Annotated in this window: 13 protein-coding genes and 1 other RNA gene; all 14 read left to right on the top strand. The window is 72.9% G+C overall.

Features of this window, described 5'->3' with window-relative positions; all coding sequences use genetic code 11:
• The first annotated feature begins 5 nt into the window (after positions 1 to 5).
• The 14 genes from rnpB to AC5JJ1_RS18025 all read left to right on the top strand — a co-directional run bounded on the left by rnpB (position 6) and on the right by AC5JJ1_RS18025 (position 16,211).
• An RNA gene (gene rnpB, locus AC5JJ1_RS18090) (RNase P RNA component class A) lies at positions 6 to 418 on the top strand.
• Positions 419 to 822: 404 nt separating this feature from the next.
• Positions 823 to 1,260 carry a division/cell wall cluster transcriptional repressor MraZ gene (locus AC5JJ1_RS18085; RefSeq protein ID WP_495786501.1) on the top strand — a complete coding sequence of 146 codons (438 nt, stop codon included), beginning with the start codon at positions 823 to 825 and terminating at the stop codon, positions 1,258 to 1,260.
• The gene (gene rsmH / locus AC5JJ1_RS18080) at positions 1,257 to 2,240 is read left to right on the top strand and encodes a 16S rRNA (cytosine(1402)-N(4))-methyltransferase RsmH (protein ID WP_495786500.1); all 984 of its coding nucleotides are present in this window, start codon (positions 1,257 to 1,259) and stop codon (positions 2,238 to 2,240) included. The genes AC5JJ1_RS18085 and rsmH overlap by 4 nt, the downstream gene beginning before the upstream one ends.
• The gene (gene ftsL / locus AC5JJ1_RS18075; protein WP_495786499.1) at positions 2,237 to 3,259 is read left to right on the top strand and encodes a cell division protein FtsL; all 1,023 of its coding nucleotides are present in this window, start codon (positions 2,237 to 2,239) and stop codon (positions 3,257 to 3,259) included. The genes rsmH and ftsL overlap by 4 nt, the downstream gene beginning before the upstream one ends.
• Positions 3,256 to 5,397, top strand: a complete 2,142-nt coding sequence (locus AC5JJ1_RS18070; RefSeq protein ID WP_495786498.1) for a peptidoglycan D,D-transpeptidase FtsI family protein — start codon at positions 3,256 to 3,258, stop codon at positions 5,395 to 5,397. Before ftsL ends, AC5JJ1_RS18070 begins: the two co-directional genes overlap by 4 nt.
• Complete coding sequence (locus tag AC5JJ1_RS18065) at positions 5,384 to 6,844, top strand: UDP-N-acetylmuramoyl-L-alanyl-D-glutamate--2,6-diaminopimelate ligase (protein WP_495786497.1); 1,461 nt, start codon at positions 5,384 to 5,386, stop codon at positions 6,842 to 6,844. Before AC5JJ1_RS18070 ends, AC5JJ1_RS18065 begins: the two co-directional genes overlap by 14 nt.
• A complete protein-coding gene (locus AC5JJ1_RS18060; RefSeq protein ID WP_495786496.1) occupies positions 6,841 to 8,208 on the top strand; it encodes a UDP-N-acetylmuramoyl-tripeptide--D-alanyl-D-alanine ligase in 1,368 nt (455 codons plus the stop codon). The genes AC5JJ1_RS18065 and AC5JJ1_RS18060 overlap by 4 nt, the downstream gene beginning before the upstream one ends.
• Positions 8,205 to 9,293, top strand: a complete 1,089-nt coding sequence (gene mraY, locus AC5JJ1_RS18055; protein ID WP_495786495.1) for a phospho-N-acetylmuramoyl-pentapeptide-transferase — start codon at positions 8,205 to 8,207, stop codon at positions 9,291 to 9,293. Before AC5JJ1_RS18060 ends, mraY begins: the two co-directional genes overlap by 4 nt.
• The gene (gene murD, locus AC5JJ1_RS18050; protein WP_495786494.1) at positions 9,290 to 10,660 is read left to right on the top strand and encodes a UDP-N-acetylmuramoyl-L-alanine--D-glutamate ligase; all 1,371 of its coding nucleotides are present in this window, start codon (positions 9,290 to 9,292) and stop codon (positions 10,658 to 10,660) included. Before mraY ends, murD begins: the two co-directional genes overlap by 4 nt.
• Positions 10,660 to 11,841, top strand: a complete 1,182-nt coding sequence (locus AC5JJ1_RS18045) for an FtsW/RodA/SpoVE family cell cycle protein (RefSeq protein ID WP_495786493.1) — start codon at positions 10,660 to 10,662, stop codon at positions 11,839 to 11,841. The genes murD and AC5JJ1_RS18045 overlap by 1 nt, the downstream gene beginning before the upstream one ends.
• On the top strand, positions 11,838 to 12,965 hold the full coding sequence (murG, locus tag AC5JJ1_RS18040) for an undecaprenyldiphospho-muramoylpentapeptide beta-N-acetylglucosaminyltransferase (RefSeq protein WP_495786492.1): 1,128 nt from the start codon (positions 11,838 to 11,840) through the stop codon (positions 12,963 to 12,965). The genes AC5JJ1_RS18045 and murG overlap by 4 nt, the downstream gene beginning before the upstream one ends.
• Positions 12,965 to 14,401, top strand: a complete 1,437-nt coding sequence (gene murC, locus AC5JJ1_RS18035) for a UDP-N-acetylmuramate--L-alanine ligase (RefSeq protein WP_495786491.1) — start codon at positions 12,965 to 12,967, stop codon at positions 14,399 to 14,401. Before murG ends, murC begins: the two co-directional genes overlap by 1 nt.
• Entirely contained in the window at positions 14,398 to 15,291 is an 894-nt protein-coding gene (gene murB / locus AC5JJ1_RS18030; protein ID WP_495786490.1) for a UDP-N-acetylmuramate dehydrogenase, read from the top strand. Before murC ends, murB begins: the two co-directional genes overlap by 4 nt.
• Positions 15,288 to 16,211 (top strand): D-alanine--D-alanine ligase, encoded by a 924-nt coding sequence (locus AC5JJ1_RS18025; RefSeq protein ID WP_495786489.1) that lies wholly within the window; start codon positions 15,288 to 15,290, stop codon positions 16,209 to 16,211. Before murB ends, AC5JJ1_RS18025 begins: the two co-directional genes overlap by 4 nt.
• Position 16,212 lies beyond the last annotated feature (1 nt).

Genomic DNA, 16,212 nt, shown 5'->3' with positions numbered 1-16,212 from the left:
CCGCGTCAGGTGGCCGGGCGGCCGCTGGCATCGCCGCAAGGCGGTGCTGGAGGAAAGTCCGGGCTCCACGGGAATACGATGCCGGTCAACGGCCGGCGGGGGTCACACCCCAGGGAAAGTGCCACAGAGAAGAGACCGCCGGGCCGCCGCGAGGCCGCCCGGCAAGGGTGAAACGGTGCGGCAAGAGCGCACCGCGCCCCCGGCAACGGGGGCGGCAGGGCAAACCCCATCGGGAGCAAGGCCGAATAGGGGCGACCGGCGCGGGCGGGCTTCGGCCTGCCTGGCGCAGGGGCATTCCCGCCCCGTTGCCCGGGTTGGCCGCGTGAGGCGCGCCGCGAGGCGCGTCCCAGAGGAATGGTCGCCCTGTCCCCGGAATTCCGGGGGCGGACAGAACCCGGCTTACAGGCCACCTGGCGCATTTTCCCCACAGGTTAATCCACAAAGGTGTCCACAGAGAGCCCGGTGCGGTGAAAGAACAAACCGGGTAAGTATAACATATTGCTTTCGATCGCAGATGATTTCTCATGCGGTAGCGACCCAGGCCGCTAAGGCCTTAGGAATCGGGCAATTTGTCGGGCGCATTTAGTGGGCCGAAACGGTATTCGTGCTTGTGGTCCCACGAAATCCCGTGCTATCCCAAGTCATCCCGACGATGGGTCCAAAGCTCGGGGGGGCGAGGGATCCAAAGCGGGATGGTCGGGCGAGCCGGCGGGGTCGGGGGGCCCCGCCGGCCGCTGATCCCCAGGGGCCCTCAACGCTCCTGAGCGCATCCTCCCCGAAGGGCAAGTCAACAGGCGGTCACTGGGGGGCGGTCGCTGGGCGATGTCCGAGTTCATAGGCACCGTGGGTGGGGGGTACGACGCGAAGAAGGGGCGCATTTCCGTGCCGTCCCTCTTCCGCGGCCAGCTTGCCGGCCCCGGGGCCCTCGAGATCATCCTGCGCCGGTCCCGCCACAAGCGCTGCATCGAAGTTTGGCCGAAGGCGGATTACATGGCCGAGGTGGAGGCCCGCGTGGCCGGGCTCAGCAAGCTCTCGGCCGAATACCAGTCGGTGATGCGCAAGCTGGTCGGCAAGATCCATACCCTGACCCTCGATCCCGACGGCCGCGTGGTGATGCCGAAGGAGCTCGCCGAGCATGCGGGCTTCGAGGGCGAGCTGCAGTTCAGCGGACGCGGCGCCTATTTCGAGATCTGGAACGCCGCCGCCTTCGCCGAGGAAGAGGCGCGGCTCGATGCTGATGACGAGGGGGGCGACGTATGAGTGCCTCCGTCTCCCCTCCTCCGGGCCATGTCCCGGTGATGCTGGCCGAGGTGCTGGAGCAGCTCGCGCCGCGCGACGGCGCCACCTACTGCGACGGCACCTTCGGCGGCGGCGGCTATGCCGGCGCCATCCTGGATGCGGCGCGCTGCACCCTCTTCGCCATCGACCGCGACCCGGAGGCGATCGCGCGCGGCGCGGCGCTGGCGGCGCGGCACCCCGGGCGGCTGCACCTCGTCGAGGGGCGGTTCGGCGAGATGCTGGCGCTGCTCGAGGCGCGCGCGGTCACGCGACTCGACGGCGTGGTGCTCGACCTCGGCGTTTCCTCCTTCCAGCTCGACGACGGCGAGCGCGGCTTCTCCTTCCGCGGCGACGGACCGCTTGACATGCGGATGTCGAAACATGGGAAGTCCGCGGCGGACCTCGTCAACACGCTGGACGAGTCGGAGCTGGCCGATGTGCTCTATCAATTGGGCGAGGAGCGCCATTCGCGCCGCATCGCGCGCGCGATCGTCGCGGCGCGGCGCGAGGCGCCGATCACCACCACGGCGCGGCTCGCCGCCCTGGTGCGCGGCTGCGTTCCCCGCGACCCGTCCGGCATCGACGGGGCGACGCGGAGCTTCCAGGCGCTGCGCCTCGCGGTGAATGACGAGCTGGGCGAGGTGGAGCGCGGGCTCGCCGCCGCGGCCGCGCTGCTGGCGCCGGGTGGGCGGCTCGTCGTCGTCGCCTTCCATTCGCTGGAGGACCGGCTGGTGAAGCGCTTCATGGCCGGTGCCGCCGGGCGCCGGGCCGGCGCCTCGCGGCATGACCCGGCCTCGCTCGCCGGGCGCGCGGCGCCGGCCGAATTCCGCCTGCTGACGCCGCGGGCGCTGCGCCCCGGCGCGGCCGAGACCGATGCCAATCCCCGCGCCCGGTCCGCCCGGCTGCGCGCGATCGAACGCCTGCCCCTCGACCACCCCGCCGCACCCCTGGACGCCGCATGATCTTCCGCCCCTTCACCTCGCTTTGCCTGGTCGCCTTCCTCGGCGCCGGGATGCATGTCTACAGCACCAAGCATGAAGCCGCGGTGATGGACCGGGAGCTGCGCTCGATCGCCCGCAAGGTCGAGGAGGCGGAGGCGCGGACGCAGACGCTGCAGGCCGAATGGGCCTGGCTGAACGAGCCGGAGCGGCTGCGCGCCGTGGCCCAGCGGCACCTGCCGGAGCTGGAGGCGATGCAACCCGCGCAATTCGTCCGCGCCAGCGAGGCGGAGCGGCGGCTGCCGCCGGTCGCGGCCTATGACGGGCCGGTCGCGCTCTTCGCGCCGCGCGAGCCGGTGATGCCGGCGGGGAACACCGCGCTGGCGCTGCTGCCGCGGGTGGCGGAGCCGGTGGTGCGGGTGGCGGTGGCAGCGCCTGCCGCCGCGGCGCCCGCGGTCGCACCCGTGGTCGCGGCGGTGCCCGCCGCGGCGCCGGTCGCCCTGGCTCCGGTCGCGGTGCCGGCGGTCGATCTCGCCGCCCTGCCCTTGCCGCCGCCGGAGCCGGAGGCACCGCCGCTGGTGCGGCTCGCCCTGCCGGCGACAAAACCGGCCGATGCGCCGCCGCGGCCGGCGCTGGTCGACCTGGCGCGGGCGACGCAGCCGCGCCCGGCCGAGGCGCGGCCGGCGGAGACGCCGCGGCTCGCCGAGACCATGCGGCCGGCGCAGGTGGAGCTGGCGCGCGCCGCCATCCCGCCGCGGCCGAAGCCGGTGGCGCGGCCGGCCGAGATCGCCGCGCTGCCGCCGATCGCGGCGCCGGTGCGGGCGCCGGCGGCGGCCCCGGTGACGCAGCTGGCGGCCTCCGCCGCGCCGCGGATCGCGCCCGCCACGGTGCAGCCGGCCGTGGTGCCGGCGCGCGCGGTGCCGGCCTATCCCGCCATGGGCGGCGGCTCGGCGCTCGGGCTCGGCGGGCAGCCGATGCTGCCGCCGCCGGTGCCCTTCGGCAGCGCCGCGGCGGCGACCCTGAACGGGGGGATGGGACGTTGAGCGCGCCACAGGACGAGCTGCGGCTGCCGCCCTCGCCGGATGCGGCGCCGGCCGGGCGGTCACGGGGGGCGAGCGTCGCCGCCTCGCCCTCGCGGGCCCTGGTCAGGATCGCGGCGCCCGAGCTGGCGCGGCGGGCGCAATTGGAGAAGACCCGCGGCCGCCTGGTCATCGCCGCCGGCGGCTTCGCCGTGCTGTTCGGCGCGGTGACGCTGAAGCTCGCCTTCGCCACGCTGGTCGACCCGACGGTGCCGAAGCCGCGCGCCGCGGTGCGCATCCCGAACGGGGAGTCGACCAGCGGGCGCGCGGCCATCACCGACCGCAACGGGGAGGTGCTGGCCGTCTCGCTGCAGGTGACGGAGCTCTACGCCAACCCGCAGGAGATCAACGACCCGGCCGAGGCGGCCGACCGGCTGCTGACCGTGCTGCCGGGGCTCGACCGCGAAAGGCTGGTCGCCCGCATCAGCCCACGCATGGTGCCGGGGACGGAGCGGCCGGTGGAGTTCGCCTATATCGCCCGCAACCTGCCGCCGCGGCAGCAGCAGGCGATCAACGACCTCGGCATCGCCGGCTTCCATTTCCGCCCGGCGGAGCGGCGCTTCTACCCGCAGGGCTCGGCGGCGGCGCATGTGCTGGGCCAGGTGGATGTCGACGGGCGCGGCATCGCCGGCGTCGAGCGCAGCTTCGACGAGCGGCTGCGGGTGGACCGCTCGCCGCTGCGGCTCTCGGTCGATGTGCGGGTGCAGGTGGCGCTGCGCGAATCGGTGCAGAAGGCGATCGCCGACTACAACGGCATCGGCGGCGCGGGTGTCGTGATGGATGTCAACACGGCGGAGGTGCTGGCCATGGTCAGCCTGCCGGACTACGACGCCTCCGACCCCGGCGGCTTGCAGCGGCGGGAGCAGCAGGGCCAGGGGGCAGGACATGCGGCGGCCGGCCAGCCGCTGCTGCGCCAGGCGGTGGCGCGGCCGATGGCGGCCGCGCCGGGTGCCGTCAGCCAGGACACCAATCCGCATTTCAACCGGGCGACGGTCGGGCTCTACGAGCCGGGCTCGACCTTCAAGCTGCTGACGGCGGCGATGGCGCTCGACCTCGGCACCGCGAATGTCTGGAGCACCTTCGACGCCAGCCGCCCGATCCGCTACGGTCGCTTCACCATCAGCGACTACAAGGGCAAGAACCGCGTCCTCAGCCTGCCGGAGGTGATGGCCTACTCGTCCAACCTCGGCGCGGCGCATATGGCGCTCGGCGTCGGGCCAGCGCGGCACCGCGAGTTCATGGGGCGGATGGGGATGCTCCAGCGCCTCGGGCTCGAGCTGCCCGAGGTGGCGCGGCCGCTGGCCCCGACGGCCAATGGCTGGCGCGACATCAACACCATGACGGTCGCCTTCGGCCATGGCATCTCGGTCACGCCGCTGCACGTCATCACCGGCATCTCGGCGCTGGCCAATGGCGGCATCCTGCGCCCGCCGACGCTGGTGGCGCAGTCGCCCGAGACGCAGCGCGAGGGAACGCGCGTCATCTCCGAGCGGACCTCGGAGACGATGCGGCGGCTGATGCGCCTCGTCGTCACCGACGGCTCGGGCAAGGGGGCCGATGTTCCCGGCTACTTCGTCGGCGGCAAGACGGGCACGGCGCAGAAGGTCGGGCCGCGCGGCGGCTACCTGCAGGACAAGCGCATCGCCGCCTTCGTCGGCGCCTTCCCGCTGAATGCGCCGCGCTATGCGATCTACGTCATGGTCGACGAGCCGAAGCCGAATGCGCAGAGCCATGGCTATGCCACGGCGGGCTGGGTGGCAGCGCCGGCGGCGGGCGCGGTGATCCGCCGCGTCGCGCCGATCCTCGGCCTGGTGCCAGAGACGGAGCGGATGCCGCAGATCCAGCAGACGCTCGCCATTCCGCTGCAGCCGGGGCGGCCGCCGCGGGCCGCGCCGCCGGTTGCCGGCGCCCCGGCGCCTGCGCCGCGCGGGACGCCGGCGGCGACGCCGCCCGGGGCACCCACCACCGGCGTCGCGCCGGGACCGAGCCTGGTGCCCCCTGCCCCGTCGCTGCGCCGCACCGAGGCAGAGCCGCCCTCCGGCCTGCTCCGCTTCGCCCTCGGCCCGGCCTCCCCGCGCGAGGCCGGCCTTGCGCCTCGGTGACCTCCTCGGCGCCGCCGGGCTTGCGCCCGCTGCGGCGGGCGATGCGGTTGGGCAGCTGATCCGGGGCGTCACCGCCGACAGTCGGGCGGTTGTGCCGGGGATGGTCTTCGTCGCCCTGCCAGGGATGAAGCAGGACGGGCGCGCCTTTATCGCCGATGCGGTGGCGAAGGGTGCCGTCGCGGTATTGGCGCCGGAGGGCACGGATGCCGCGGCAAGGGTGCCGGTGATCGGCATGGCCGATCCGCGGCGGGGCCTGGCGCTGATGGCCGCCGCGCTGGCGGGGGCGCAGCCCGCGACCGTCGTCGCGGTAACCGGGACCAACGGCAAGACGAGCACGGTGGATTTCCTGCGCCAGCTCTGGACGCTGGCGGGGCGGCGGGCGGCCTCGCTCGGCACGCTGGGGCTGATCGCGCCGGACTTTCCCGGCGGGGCGAGCCTCACCACGCCGGATCCGGTGGCGCTGCATGCGCAATTCGCGGCGCTGGCCGAGGCGGGCATCGGGCATGCGGCGATCGAGGCCTCCTCGCATGGCATCGAGCAACGGCGGCTGGACGGGGTGCGGCTGGCGGCGGCCGGCTTCACCAACCTGACGCGCGACCATCTCGACTATCACGGGACGATGGCCGCCTACCGGGCGGCGAAGCTGCGGCTGTTCGAGGCGCTGCTGCAGCCGGGTGCGACGGCGGTTGCCTCGGCCGAGATGGAGGGCGAGACGCTCGACGCGCTGCGCGGCGTCGCGGCGCGGCGGGGGCTGGAGCTGCTGACGGTCGGCGAGTCGGGCGATGCGGTGCGGCTGCTGGCGCATCAGCCGCTGCCGGATGGGCAGGCGCTGGAGCTCGCGGCTTTCGGCCAGCGCCAGGCGGTGCACCTGCCGCTGCCGGGGCGGTTCCAGGCGGACAACGTGATGATGGCGCTGGCGCTCGCCGTCGCCACCGGCATCGAGCCGGGCTCGGCGATGACGCTGCTGCCGCAGCTCGCCGGCGTGCGCGGGCGGATGGAGCTGGCGGCGCGGCTGCCGAACGGTGCGGCGGTCTATGTCGACTACGCCCATACGCCGGATGCGCTGGAGCGGCTGCTCGGCGCGCTCCGGCCGCATGTGGCGCCGGGCGGTCGGCTGCATGTGGTCTTCGGCGCCGGGGGCGACCGGGACCCGGGCAAGCGGCCGCTGATGGGCGCGGCGGCGGCGCGAGGAGCGGACCGTGCCTGGGTCACCGACGACAATCCGCGCAGCGAAGACCCGGCGGCGATCCGCGCGGCGGTGCTGGCGGGCTGCCCGGGCGGGATCGATGCCGGAGAGCGGCGCGGGGCGATCGCCCGGGCGCTCGGCGATCTGGGGCCGGGGGATGTGCTGGCGGTGGCCGGCAAGGGGCATGAGAGCGGGCAGACGATCGGCAGGGTGACGACACCCTTCGACGACGCCGCGGTAGTGCGGGAGCTCGTCGGATGAGCCTCTGGACAAGCGAGGCGCTGCGGGCGGCGACGGGGGGGAGCCTCGCGGCGGAGGTCGCCGTCACGGGCGTCTCCATCGACAGCCGGAGCGTCGGGCCCGGCGAACTCTTCGTCGCGCTGCGCGACGTGCGGGACGGGCATGACTTCGTCGCCGACGCGCTGGCGCGCGGGGCGTCGGCGGCGATGGTGGACCGGGATCCGCCGGGCGTGCCGGCGGGGGCGCCGCTGCTGCGCGTAGCCGACACGCTGGCGGGGCTCACCTCGCTCGGTGCGGCGGGGCGGGCGCGCTGCGCGGCGCGGGTGGTCGCGGTGACGGGGAGCGTCGGCAAGACCGGGACCAAGGAGATGCTGCGGCTGCTGCTCGCCGGCGCGGGCGGGACCCATGCCGCCGTCGCCTCCTACAACAACCATTGGGGCGTGCCGCTGACGCTCGCGCGGATGCCGCCCGGAAGCGCCTTCGCCGTCATCGAGATCGGGATGAACAATCCGGGCGAGATCGCCCCCCTCACCCGCCTCGCCAAGCCCCACGTCTCCATGGTGACGAATGTGGGCGCGGCGCATATCGGCCATCTCGGCAGCCTCGAGGCGATCGCACAGGAGAAGGGCAGCATCGCGCTCGGGCTGGAGCCGGGCGGCATCTCCGTGCTGCCGGCCGACGATGCGATGCTGCCGCTGCTGCGGGCGGCGGTGCCGGTCGGGCACCGCATCGTGACCTTCGGGCCAGGGGGCGAGGTGGAGGCGCTCGGCGTCGCGGCCGATGCGGAGGGGAGCGGCGTCACCGCCTCCATCGGCGGCAAACGGGTTGAGTTTCGGCTCGGGGCGCCGGGGGCGCATTTGGTGCGGAATGCGATCGGCGCGCTGGCGGCGGTGCAGGCGCTCGGCTGCGATGCGGCGGCGCTGGCGCCGCGCCTCGCCGAGTACCGGGTGATGGCAGGGCGCGGCGCGCTGGAGCGCATCCAGACCGCGGATGGCGGGACGGCGACGCTGCTCGACGAGGCCTTCAACGGGCAGCCGCCCTCGGTGCGGGCGGCGCTCGCCGTGCTGCGGCTGCTGCCGGCGCGGCGGCGCGTCGCGGTGCTGGGGCAGATGGGGGAGCTGGGCGACTTCTCGGTCGCCGAGCACCGGGGGCTGGCGCCGCATGTGCGGGAGGCGGCGGATGCCGTCTTCCTTTGCGGCAAGGACATGCCGCACCTGGCAGCGGCACTGCCGCCGGACCTGGTGCTGGCGGTGACGGAGACTTCGGCTGAGCTGGCGCCGCTGGTGGCAGGGGCGCTGCGGGATGGGGATGCGGTGCTGGTGAAGGGAAGCAAGGCGACGCTGATGGGCAAGGTGCTCACGGCGATCCGGGGGCATTCGGCGTGATCTTCAACCTCTTCGCGCCCTATGCGGAGGATTTCCCCCTCTTCAACCTCATCCGCTACACGACCTTCCGGGCGGGTGCGGCCTGCCTGACCGCGCTGGTGCTGTCGCTGGCCCTCGGGCCGACGGTGATCAACTGGCTGCGCGGCTTCCAGCGCGGCGGGCAGCCGATCCGCGCCGATGGGCCGGCGAGCCACCTCATCACCAAGAAGGGCACGCCGACCATGGGGGGCGTGCTGATCCTGCTCGCCCTGGTCCTCGCCACGCTGCTCTGGGCCGACCTGCGCAACGGGCTGGTCTGGGCGGCGCTGTTCATCACCGTCGGCTATGGCGGCTTGGGCTTCGCCGATGACTGGCTGAAGGTGACGAAGCGGAACACCAAGGGCGTCTCGGCGCGCGGCAAGCTGATCTGGCAGGCGGGCGTCGGGCTGGCGGGCGCCACCTGGATCGTGCTGCTGCTGCCGCCGGCGGTGGCGACGGGGCTCGCCTTCCCCGTGTTCAAGGAGACGCTGCTGCCCTTCGGCTTCCTCTTCCCGCTGGTCGGGATGCTGGTGCTGATGGGGGCGTCGAACGCCGTCAACCTGACGGACGGGCTGGACGGGCTCGCCATCGTGCCGGCGATGATCGCGGCGGCAGTCTTCACGCTGATCGCCTATCTCGTCGGCAACCGGGTCTTCTCGGAGTACCTGCAGCTCCATTCCGTGCCGGGAGCGAATGAGCTCGCGGTGTTCTGCGCGGCGCTGATCGGGGCGGGACTCGGCTTCCTCTGGTTCAACGCGCCACCGGCCGCGGTCTTCATGGGGGATACGGGGTCGCTGGCGCTGGGCGGCGCGCTCGGCGCGGTCGCCGTCGCCACCAAGCATGAGATCGTGCTGGCGATCGTCGGCGGTCTTTTCGTCGTCGAGACTGTCAGCGTCATCATCCAGGTCTTCTGGTACAAGCGCACCGGGCGGCGCGTCTTCCTGATGGCGCCGCTGCACCACCACTTCGAGAAGAAGGGCTGGGCCGAGGCCACCATCGTGATCCGCTTCTGGATCATCGCCATGGTGCTCGCGCTCGTCGGCCTGTCGACGCTGAAGATCCGATGAGCCGCTTCACCCCCTTCTCCGGTGAACGCATTGCCTTGGTGGGCCTCGGCAAGGCCGGGCTGCCGGCGGCGCGGCGGCTCGTCGAATGGGGGGCGGAGGTCACCTGCTGGGATGACCGGGAGGAGGGCCGCGTCGCCGCCAGCGCCGCCGGGCTCGCGGTCGAAGACCCGTCGCAGGGGCGTTTCCGCTGGGATGCGCTGCTGCTCTCGCCGGGCATCCCGCACCGGCTGCCGCGCGTGCATCCGGCGGCGGCGGCGGCGATCGCCGCGGGGCGGCCGGTGCTGTGCGATGTCGACTACCTCTACCGGGCCGTCAGGGCGGCAGGGTCGGGCGCGCGCTTCACCGGCATCACCGGGACCAACGGGAAGTCGACGACCACGGCGCTGCTGCACCACCTGCTGCGGGCGGCGGGGCGGGAGGCGGAGGCGGGCGGGAATCTCGGGCCGGCAGCGCTCTCCCTCAATATCTTGGGAATAGATGGCGTATACACACTCGAGATGTCGTCATACATGTTGGAGCGAATCCAGCAAGTGCGCTTCAACCAGAGTGTGATGCTGAATCTCTCGCCAGACCATCTCGACCGGCATGGCGACATGGTGGGCTATCTGGACGCGAAGGCGCAGGTCTTCGCGCGGCAGGAGCGCGACGACCTCGCGGTGCTCGGCATGGACGATGCCTGGAGCGCCAGCCTGCGTGGGCGACTGGAAGGGCGTGTCCGCCCGATCTCCGGCGAGGCGCGGCAGGCGGGCGGCGTCTGGGCCGAGGGGCGGATGCTGCGGGACGAGGGCGGGGCGATCCTGGATCTCGGCGAGGCCCCTGCCCTGCCCGGCAGCCACAATGCGCAGAACGCAGCGGCGGCGGCAGCCTGCGCGCTCGACCTCGGGCTGACGCGGGCCGAGCTGGCCGAGGGGCTGCAAAGCTATCCGGGGTTGCCGCACCGGCAGGAGCGGGTCGGCACCTGGCGCGGCGTCACCTTCGTCAATGACAGCAAGGGCACGAATGCCGACAGCACGGCGCGGGCCCTGGCCAGCTATGGGCGCGTCATCTGGATCGCGGGCGGGACGGCGAAGGAGGGCGGGATCGAGAGCCTGGCGCCCTTCTTCCCCCGCATCGCCGAGGCGCTGCTGATCGGGCGCGATGCGCCGGTGCTGGCGGCGACGCTCGCCGTGCATGGCGTCAGGCATCGCGTGGTGGGGACGCTGGATGTCGCCGTCGCCGAGGCAGCGGCGAGCGCGGCCGCGGGGGCGGCGCCGGTCGTGCTGCTCTCGCCGGCCTGCGCCAGCTGGGACCAGTTCACCGGTTTCGAGCAGCGGGGCGAGCGGTTCCGGACCCTTGTCGCCGCGCTGGCCGAAGGGAGGGCCGCCTAATGGCCATTTCGCGCTCCGACAATTCCGTCCTCGGCCGCTGGTGGTGGACGGTCGACCGCTGGACGCTGGCGGCGCTGCTGATCCTGATCGGCTTCGGCTATGTCATGATGCTGGCGGCGAGCCCGGCGGTGGCAGAGCGCGTCATCGGCAGCGGCTCGCGCGAGTTGCTGTTTGCCAAGCAGGTGGTGTTCCTCGTCCTCGCCGCGGGGGTGATGGTGATGGTCTCGCTGCTGACGCCGCGGAACATCAAGCACCTGGCGATCCTTGGCTGCCTCGGGGCGCTGGTGCTGACGGCGGCGACGCTGGTCATCGGCTTCGAGACCAAGGGCGCGCGGCGCTGGCTCGCCTTCCCGCTGCTGGGCACGATGCAGCCTTCCGAATTCCTGAAGCCCTGCTTCGCCGTCGTCATCGCCTGGATGCTGGCCGAGGGCAAGGCGGCGGCGGCGCGTAGGGCCGCGGCCGGCGAGCGGGGCCTGGCCCTGCTGCACCCGCAGCGGCTCTGGCCGATGGCCGCCTTCGGGCTGCTCGGCGTCGTCGCGGCGGTGCTGAAGTCGCAGCCGGATTTCGGCATGCTGATGGTCGTGGTCTGCATGTTCCTGGCGCAGTTCTTCGTCGCCGGGCTGAACCTCGCCTTCGTCGGCGTGCTCGGGGTGGGCGGCGTCGGGCTCGCCATCGGCGCCTATTTCACGCTGGACCATGTGCGGAGCCGCGTCGATCGCTTCCTCGACCCCTCCTCCGGCGACACCTTCCAGATCACCAAGGCGATGGAGGCCTTCGGCAATGGCGGGCTCTTCGGCCGCGGGCCCGGCGAGGGGCGCGTGAAGAACGCGCTGCCGGATGCGCATGCCGACTTCGTCTTCGCCGTCGCGGGCGAGGAGTTCGGCTTCATCGTCTGCCTCGTCATCCTGGCGCTCTTCGCCTTCGTCGTGGTGCGGGGGCTGATCCGGCTGCTGGGCGAGGCGGAGCTTTTCGTCATCCTGGCGGCGACGGGCCTGCTGGCGCAGTTCGGGCTGCAGGCCTTTGTCAACATGGCCTCCTCGCTGCACCTGATCCCGACCAAGGGGATGACGCTGCCCTTCGTCTCCTATGGCGGCTCCTCCGTGCTCGCCATCGCGCTCGGGATGGGGATGCTGCTGGCGCTGACGCGCAAGCGCGCCTCACGGATGGACGTGGTCGAATGAGAGGGCCCGCGGTGAATCCGATCGTCATCGCGGCTGGCGGGACCGGCGGGCACCTCTTCCCGGCCGAGGCGCTGGCGGCGGAGCTGCTGGCGCGCGGCGAGCGGATCGCGCTGATGACGGATGCGCGCTCGGCGGCCTTCGAGAGCGCGGCCTTCGCCAATGCGGAGCGCTTCGTGCTCAAGGGCTCGGGGTTGTCCGGGCGTGGGGCGGTGAGCGCGGCGCAGGGGGCGGTGGCGCTGGCGGCGGGGACGTTGCAGGCGCGGCAGCTGCTCAAGCGGCTCAAGGCTTCGGCGGTGGTCGGGTTCGGCGGCTATCCCAGCGTGCCGCCGCTCATCGCGGCGCTCACCATGCTGGCGCCGCGGCCGGTGACGGTGCTGCACGAGCAGAACGCCATCCTCGGCCGTGCCAACCGGCTGCTGAGCCGGCGGGCGGATGCGCTGGCGCTGTCCTATGCGACGACGGGGCGGGTGCCCGACGGGGCGCCGATGCATGTCGTCGGCAATCCGGTACGGCCGGCGCTCGCCGAGTTGGCGGGGCACGGCTATCCCGGAACGGATGGGGCGCTGCGGCTTCTGGTCCTCGGGGGCTCGCTCGGCGCACGCATCTTCGCCGACGTGGTGCCGCCGGCCGTGGCGGCCCTGCCGGAGGGGTTGCGCGGGCGGCTGGTCGTCGTGCAGCAATGCCGCGCGGAGGATCTCAACCGGGTCCGTGAGGCCTATGCCGCTGCCGGCGTGCCCGCGGAGCTTTCGCCCTTCTTTCCCGATGTCGCCGGGCGGCTGGCCATGGCGCATCTCGTCATCGCACGGGCGGGGGCCGGGACCGTGGCCGAGCTCGCCTGCGCGGGACGGCCTTCCATCCTCGTGCCGCTGCCGCATGCGATCGACGACCACCAATCGGCCAATGCGCGGGCCATCGCCGAGGCAGGCGCCGCGACCGTCGTGCCGCAGGCGCGCTTCGCCTCCGCCGCGCTGGCCGGGGAGCTGGCGCGCCAGCTCGGCGACCCCGCCGGGTTGAAGCGCGCCGCCGCCTCCGCCGCCCTGCTCGCCCAGCCCGATGCGGCGAAGCGGCTGGCCGATCTCGTCCTCTCGCTCGTCAGGGCGCGTGCCACCCAGGAAACCCGTTGATGCGTGCGCTGCCCCTGACCATCGGTCCCATCCACTTCGTCGGCATCGGCGGCATCGGCATGTCCGGCATCGCCGAGGTGCTGCACAACCTGGGCTACCAGGTGCAGGGCAGCGACATCGCCGAGGGCTACAACACGGCGCGGCTGCGCGAGGCCGGAATCCCGGTCGCCATCGGGCATGTGGCGGAGAACCTGGGCGGGGCGCAGGTCGTCGTCGTCTCGACCGCCGTCAAGAAGGACAATCCGGAGGTCCAGGCGGCCCGTGCCGCGCTCATCCCCGTGGTGCGCCGCGCCGAGATGCTGGCCGAGCTGATGCGGCTGAAGTGGTCGGTCGCGGTCGGCGGGACGCATGGCAAGACGACGACGACGAGCCTCGTCGCCTGCGTGCTCGAGGCGGCGAAGATCGACCCGACCGTCATCAATGGCGGCATCGTCAATGCCTATGGCACCAACACCCGCCTCGGCGAGGGCGAGTGGATGGTGGTCGAGGCGGATGAGAGCGATGGCAGCTTCCTCCGCCTGCCCTCGGTCGTCGCCATCGTCACCAACATGGACCCCGAGCACCTGGACCATTGGGGCACGGCGGAGGCGATGAAGGACGGTTTCGCCCAGTTCGTCTCCAACATTCCCTTCTATGGCTTCGCGGTGCTCTGCCTTGACCATCCCGAGGTGCAGGCGATGATTCCGAAGCTCGACCGGCGCATCGTCACCTATGGCTTCTCGCCCCAGGCAGATGTGCGGGCGGAGCGGGTGATCACCGACCGGATGGGGGCGACCTTCGAGGTCGTCGTGCAGGACCGGGCGACCAAGCGCAGCCGGACGATGAAGCCCTTCCGCCTGCCGATGCTCGGGCAGCACAATGTTCAGAACGCGTTGGCGGCGATCGCCGTCGGCGTCGAGATGGAGATCGACGAGGCGACGATCCGCAGCGCGCTGGCCGGCTTCAAGGGGGTGAAGCGGCGCTTCACCCGCGTCGGCGAGGCGGGCGGCATCACGGTCATCGACGACTACGGGCATCATCCGGTCGAGATCGCGGCGGTGCTGAAGGCGGCGCGGCAGGCCGGCGCCAGGGATGTCATCGCCGTGGTGCAGCCGCATCGCTACTCGCGGCTGGCGACGCTCTTCGAGGAGTTCTCGAAGTGCATGAACGATGCGGGGACGGTGATCGTCGCCGATGTCTATGCCGCGGGCGAGGCGCCGATCCCCGGCATCGACAAGGACGGGCTGGTCGAGGGGCTGCGCTCGCACGGGCATCGCAGCGTCGTGGCCCTGCCGGGGCCGGAGAGCCTGGCCGAGATGATCCATGCCATCGCCAAGCCGGGCGACTATGTGGTCTGCCTCGGGGCGGGGAACATCACCGCCTGGGCGCATGCGCTGCCGGAGCAGCTGGCGGCGCTGCAGCCGGGCTACCGCGCGACGCCGCTGAGGCGGGCATGAGCAACCGCCCCGTGCAGCACGCCATCCCGCATCTTCGCGGACGGGTCCGGGCGGGGGTGGCGCTGGCGCCGCTCACCTGGTTCCGCGTCGGCGGGCAGGCGGAGTGGCTGGTGCGGCCGGCGGACGCCGAGGATCTGGTCGCGCTCCTCGCCGGCGCTGCGCCGGGGATGCCGGTGACGGTGCTGGGGGCCGCGTCCAACCTCATCATCCGCGATGGCGGGTTGCCGGGCGTTGTGGTGCGGCTCGGCGGGGCCTTTGGCGGGGTTGTCGTCGAGGGGGATGGCGTTGTCGCGGGGGCGGCGGCGCTCGACGTGACGGTTGCGGAGCATGCGGCGGCGGCGGGGCTCGCCGGGCTTGAGTTCCTCTGCGGCATCCCGGGCAGCATCGGCGGCGCCGTGGCGATGAATGCCGGCGCCTACGGCAGCGAGCTGCGCGACGTGCTCGACTGGGCGGAGGTGGCGACCGCGGCCGGGCTCGTTCGGCTGAGCGCCGAGGCGCTGCGGCTGTCCTACCGGCATGCGGTGCTGCCGGAGGGCGGCATCGTCGTGCGCGCCCGCTTCCATGCGCGGCGTGGCGATGCGGCGCCGCGGATGGCCGAGATCCGCGCGGCGCGGGAGGCGGCGCAGCCGGTGCGGGCGCGGACGGGCGGCTCCACCTTCAAGAATCCGCCGGGGCAGAAGGCCTGGGCGCTGATCGATGCGGCGGGCTGCCGCGGCCTCGCGCGCGGCGGCGCGCAGGTCTCGGAGAAGCACTGCAATTTCCTGCTCAATACCGGCAATGCCACGGCGGCGGAGCTGGAAGCGCTCGGCGAAGAGGTCCGCGCCCGGGTGCTCGACCACAGCGGCATCTCCCTCGACTGGGAGATCAAGCGAATCGGAGTTGCGGCATGACCCATGTGGCGGTCCTGCACGGCGGGATTTCGGCCGAGCGCGAGGTCAGCCTCGTCTCCGGGCAACAATGCGTGGCGGCGCTGCGCGAGGCGGGGTTCGAGGTGACGGCGATCGATGTCGGTGCCGACCTCGCCGCGACCATCGCGGCGATCCGCGCGGCGAAGCCGGATGTGGTCTTCAACGCGCTGCACGGGCGCTTCGGCGAGGATGGCTGCATCCAAGGCGTGCTGGACTGGATGGGCATCCCCTATACGCATTCGGGACTGCGCGCCTCGGCGCTGGCGATGGACAAGGTGGCGGCGAAGGCGGTGTTCCGCGCCGCCGGCCTGCCGGTGCCGGCGCATCGGCTGCTCGAGCCCGAGGAGCTGGAGGCGGAGGACCCCCTGCCCCGGCCCTATGTGGTGAAGCCGGTGAACGAGGGCTCCTCGGTCGGGGTGCATATCCTCCGCAAGGGCGACAACCGGCGGGCAGAGATCGCGCAGAATTGGCGCTTCGGCCGGACCGTGCTGGCCGAGGAATTCATCCCCGGCCGTGAGCTGACGGTCGGCGTGCTGGGGGACCGGGCGCTGGCGGTCACCGACATCATCGCCGATGCGGGCGAGTTCTACGACTACTCCTCGAAATATGCCGAGGGCGGGTCGCGGCATGTGGTGCCGGCCGCGGTGCACCCCGCCATCCGCGAGCAGGCGATGGAGGTGGCGCTCGCCGCCCATCGCGCGCTCGGCTGCCGCGGGGCGACGCGGGCGGATTTCCGCTACGACGACACGGCGGGCGAGCCGGGGCGGCTGGTGCTGCTCGAGGTGAACACGCAACCCGGGCTGACGCCGACCTCGCTGCTGCCGGAGCAGGCGGCCCATGCCGGCATGGATTTCCCCGCGCTGTGCGCCTGGATGGTGGAGCAGGCCTCCCATGGCTCCTGAC

The sequence above is a fragment of the Belnapia sp. genome, assembly GCF_059504005.1.
The sequence above is the reverse complement of the archived record's forward strand: the minus strand, read 5'-3'. Positions and strand labels throughout refer to the sequence as shown.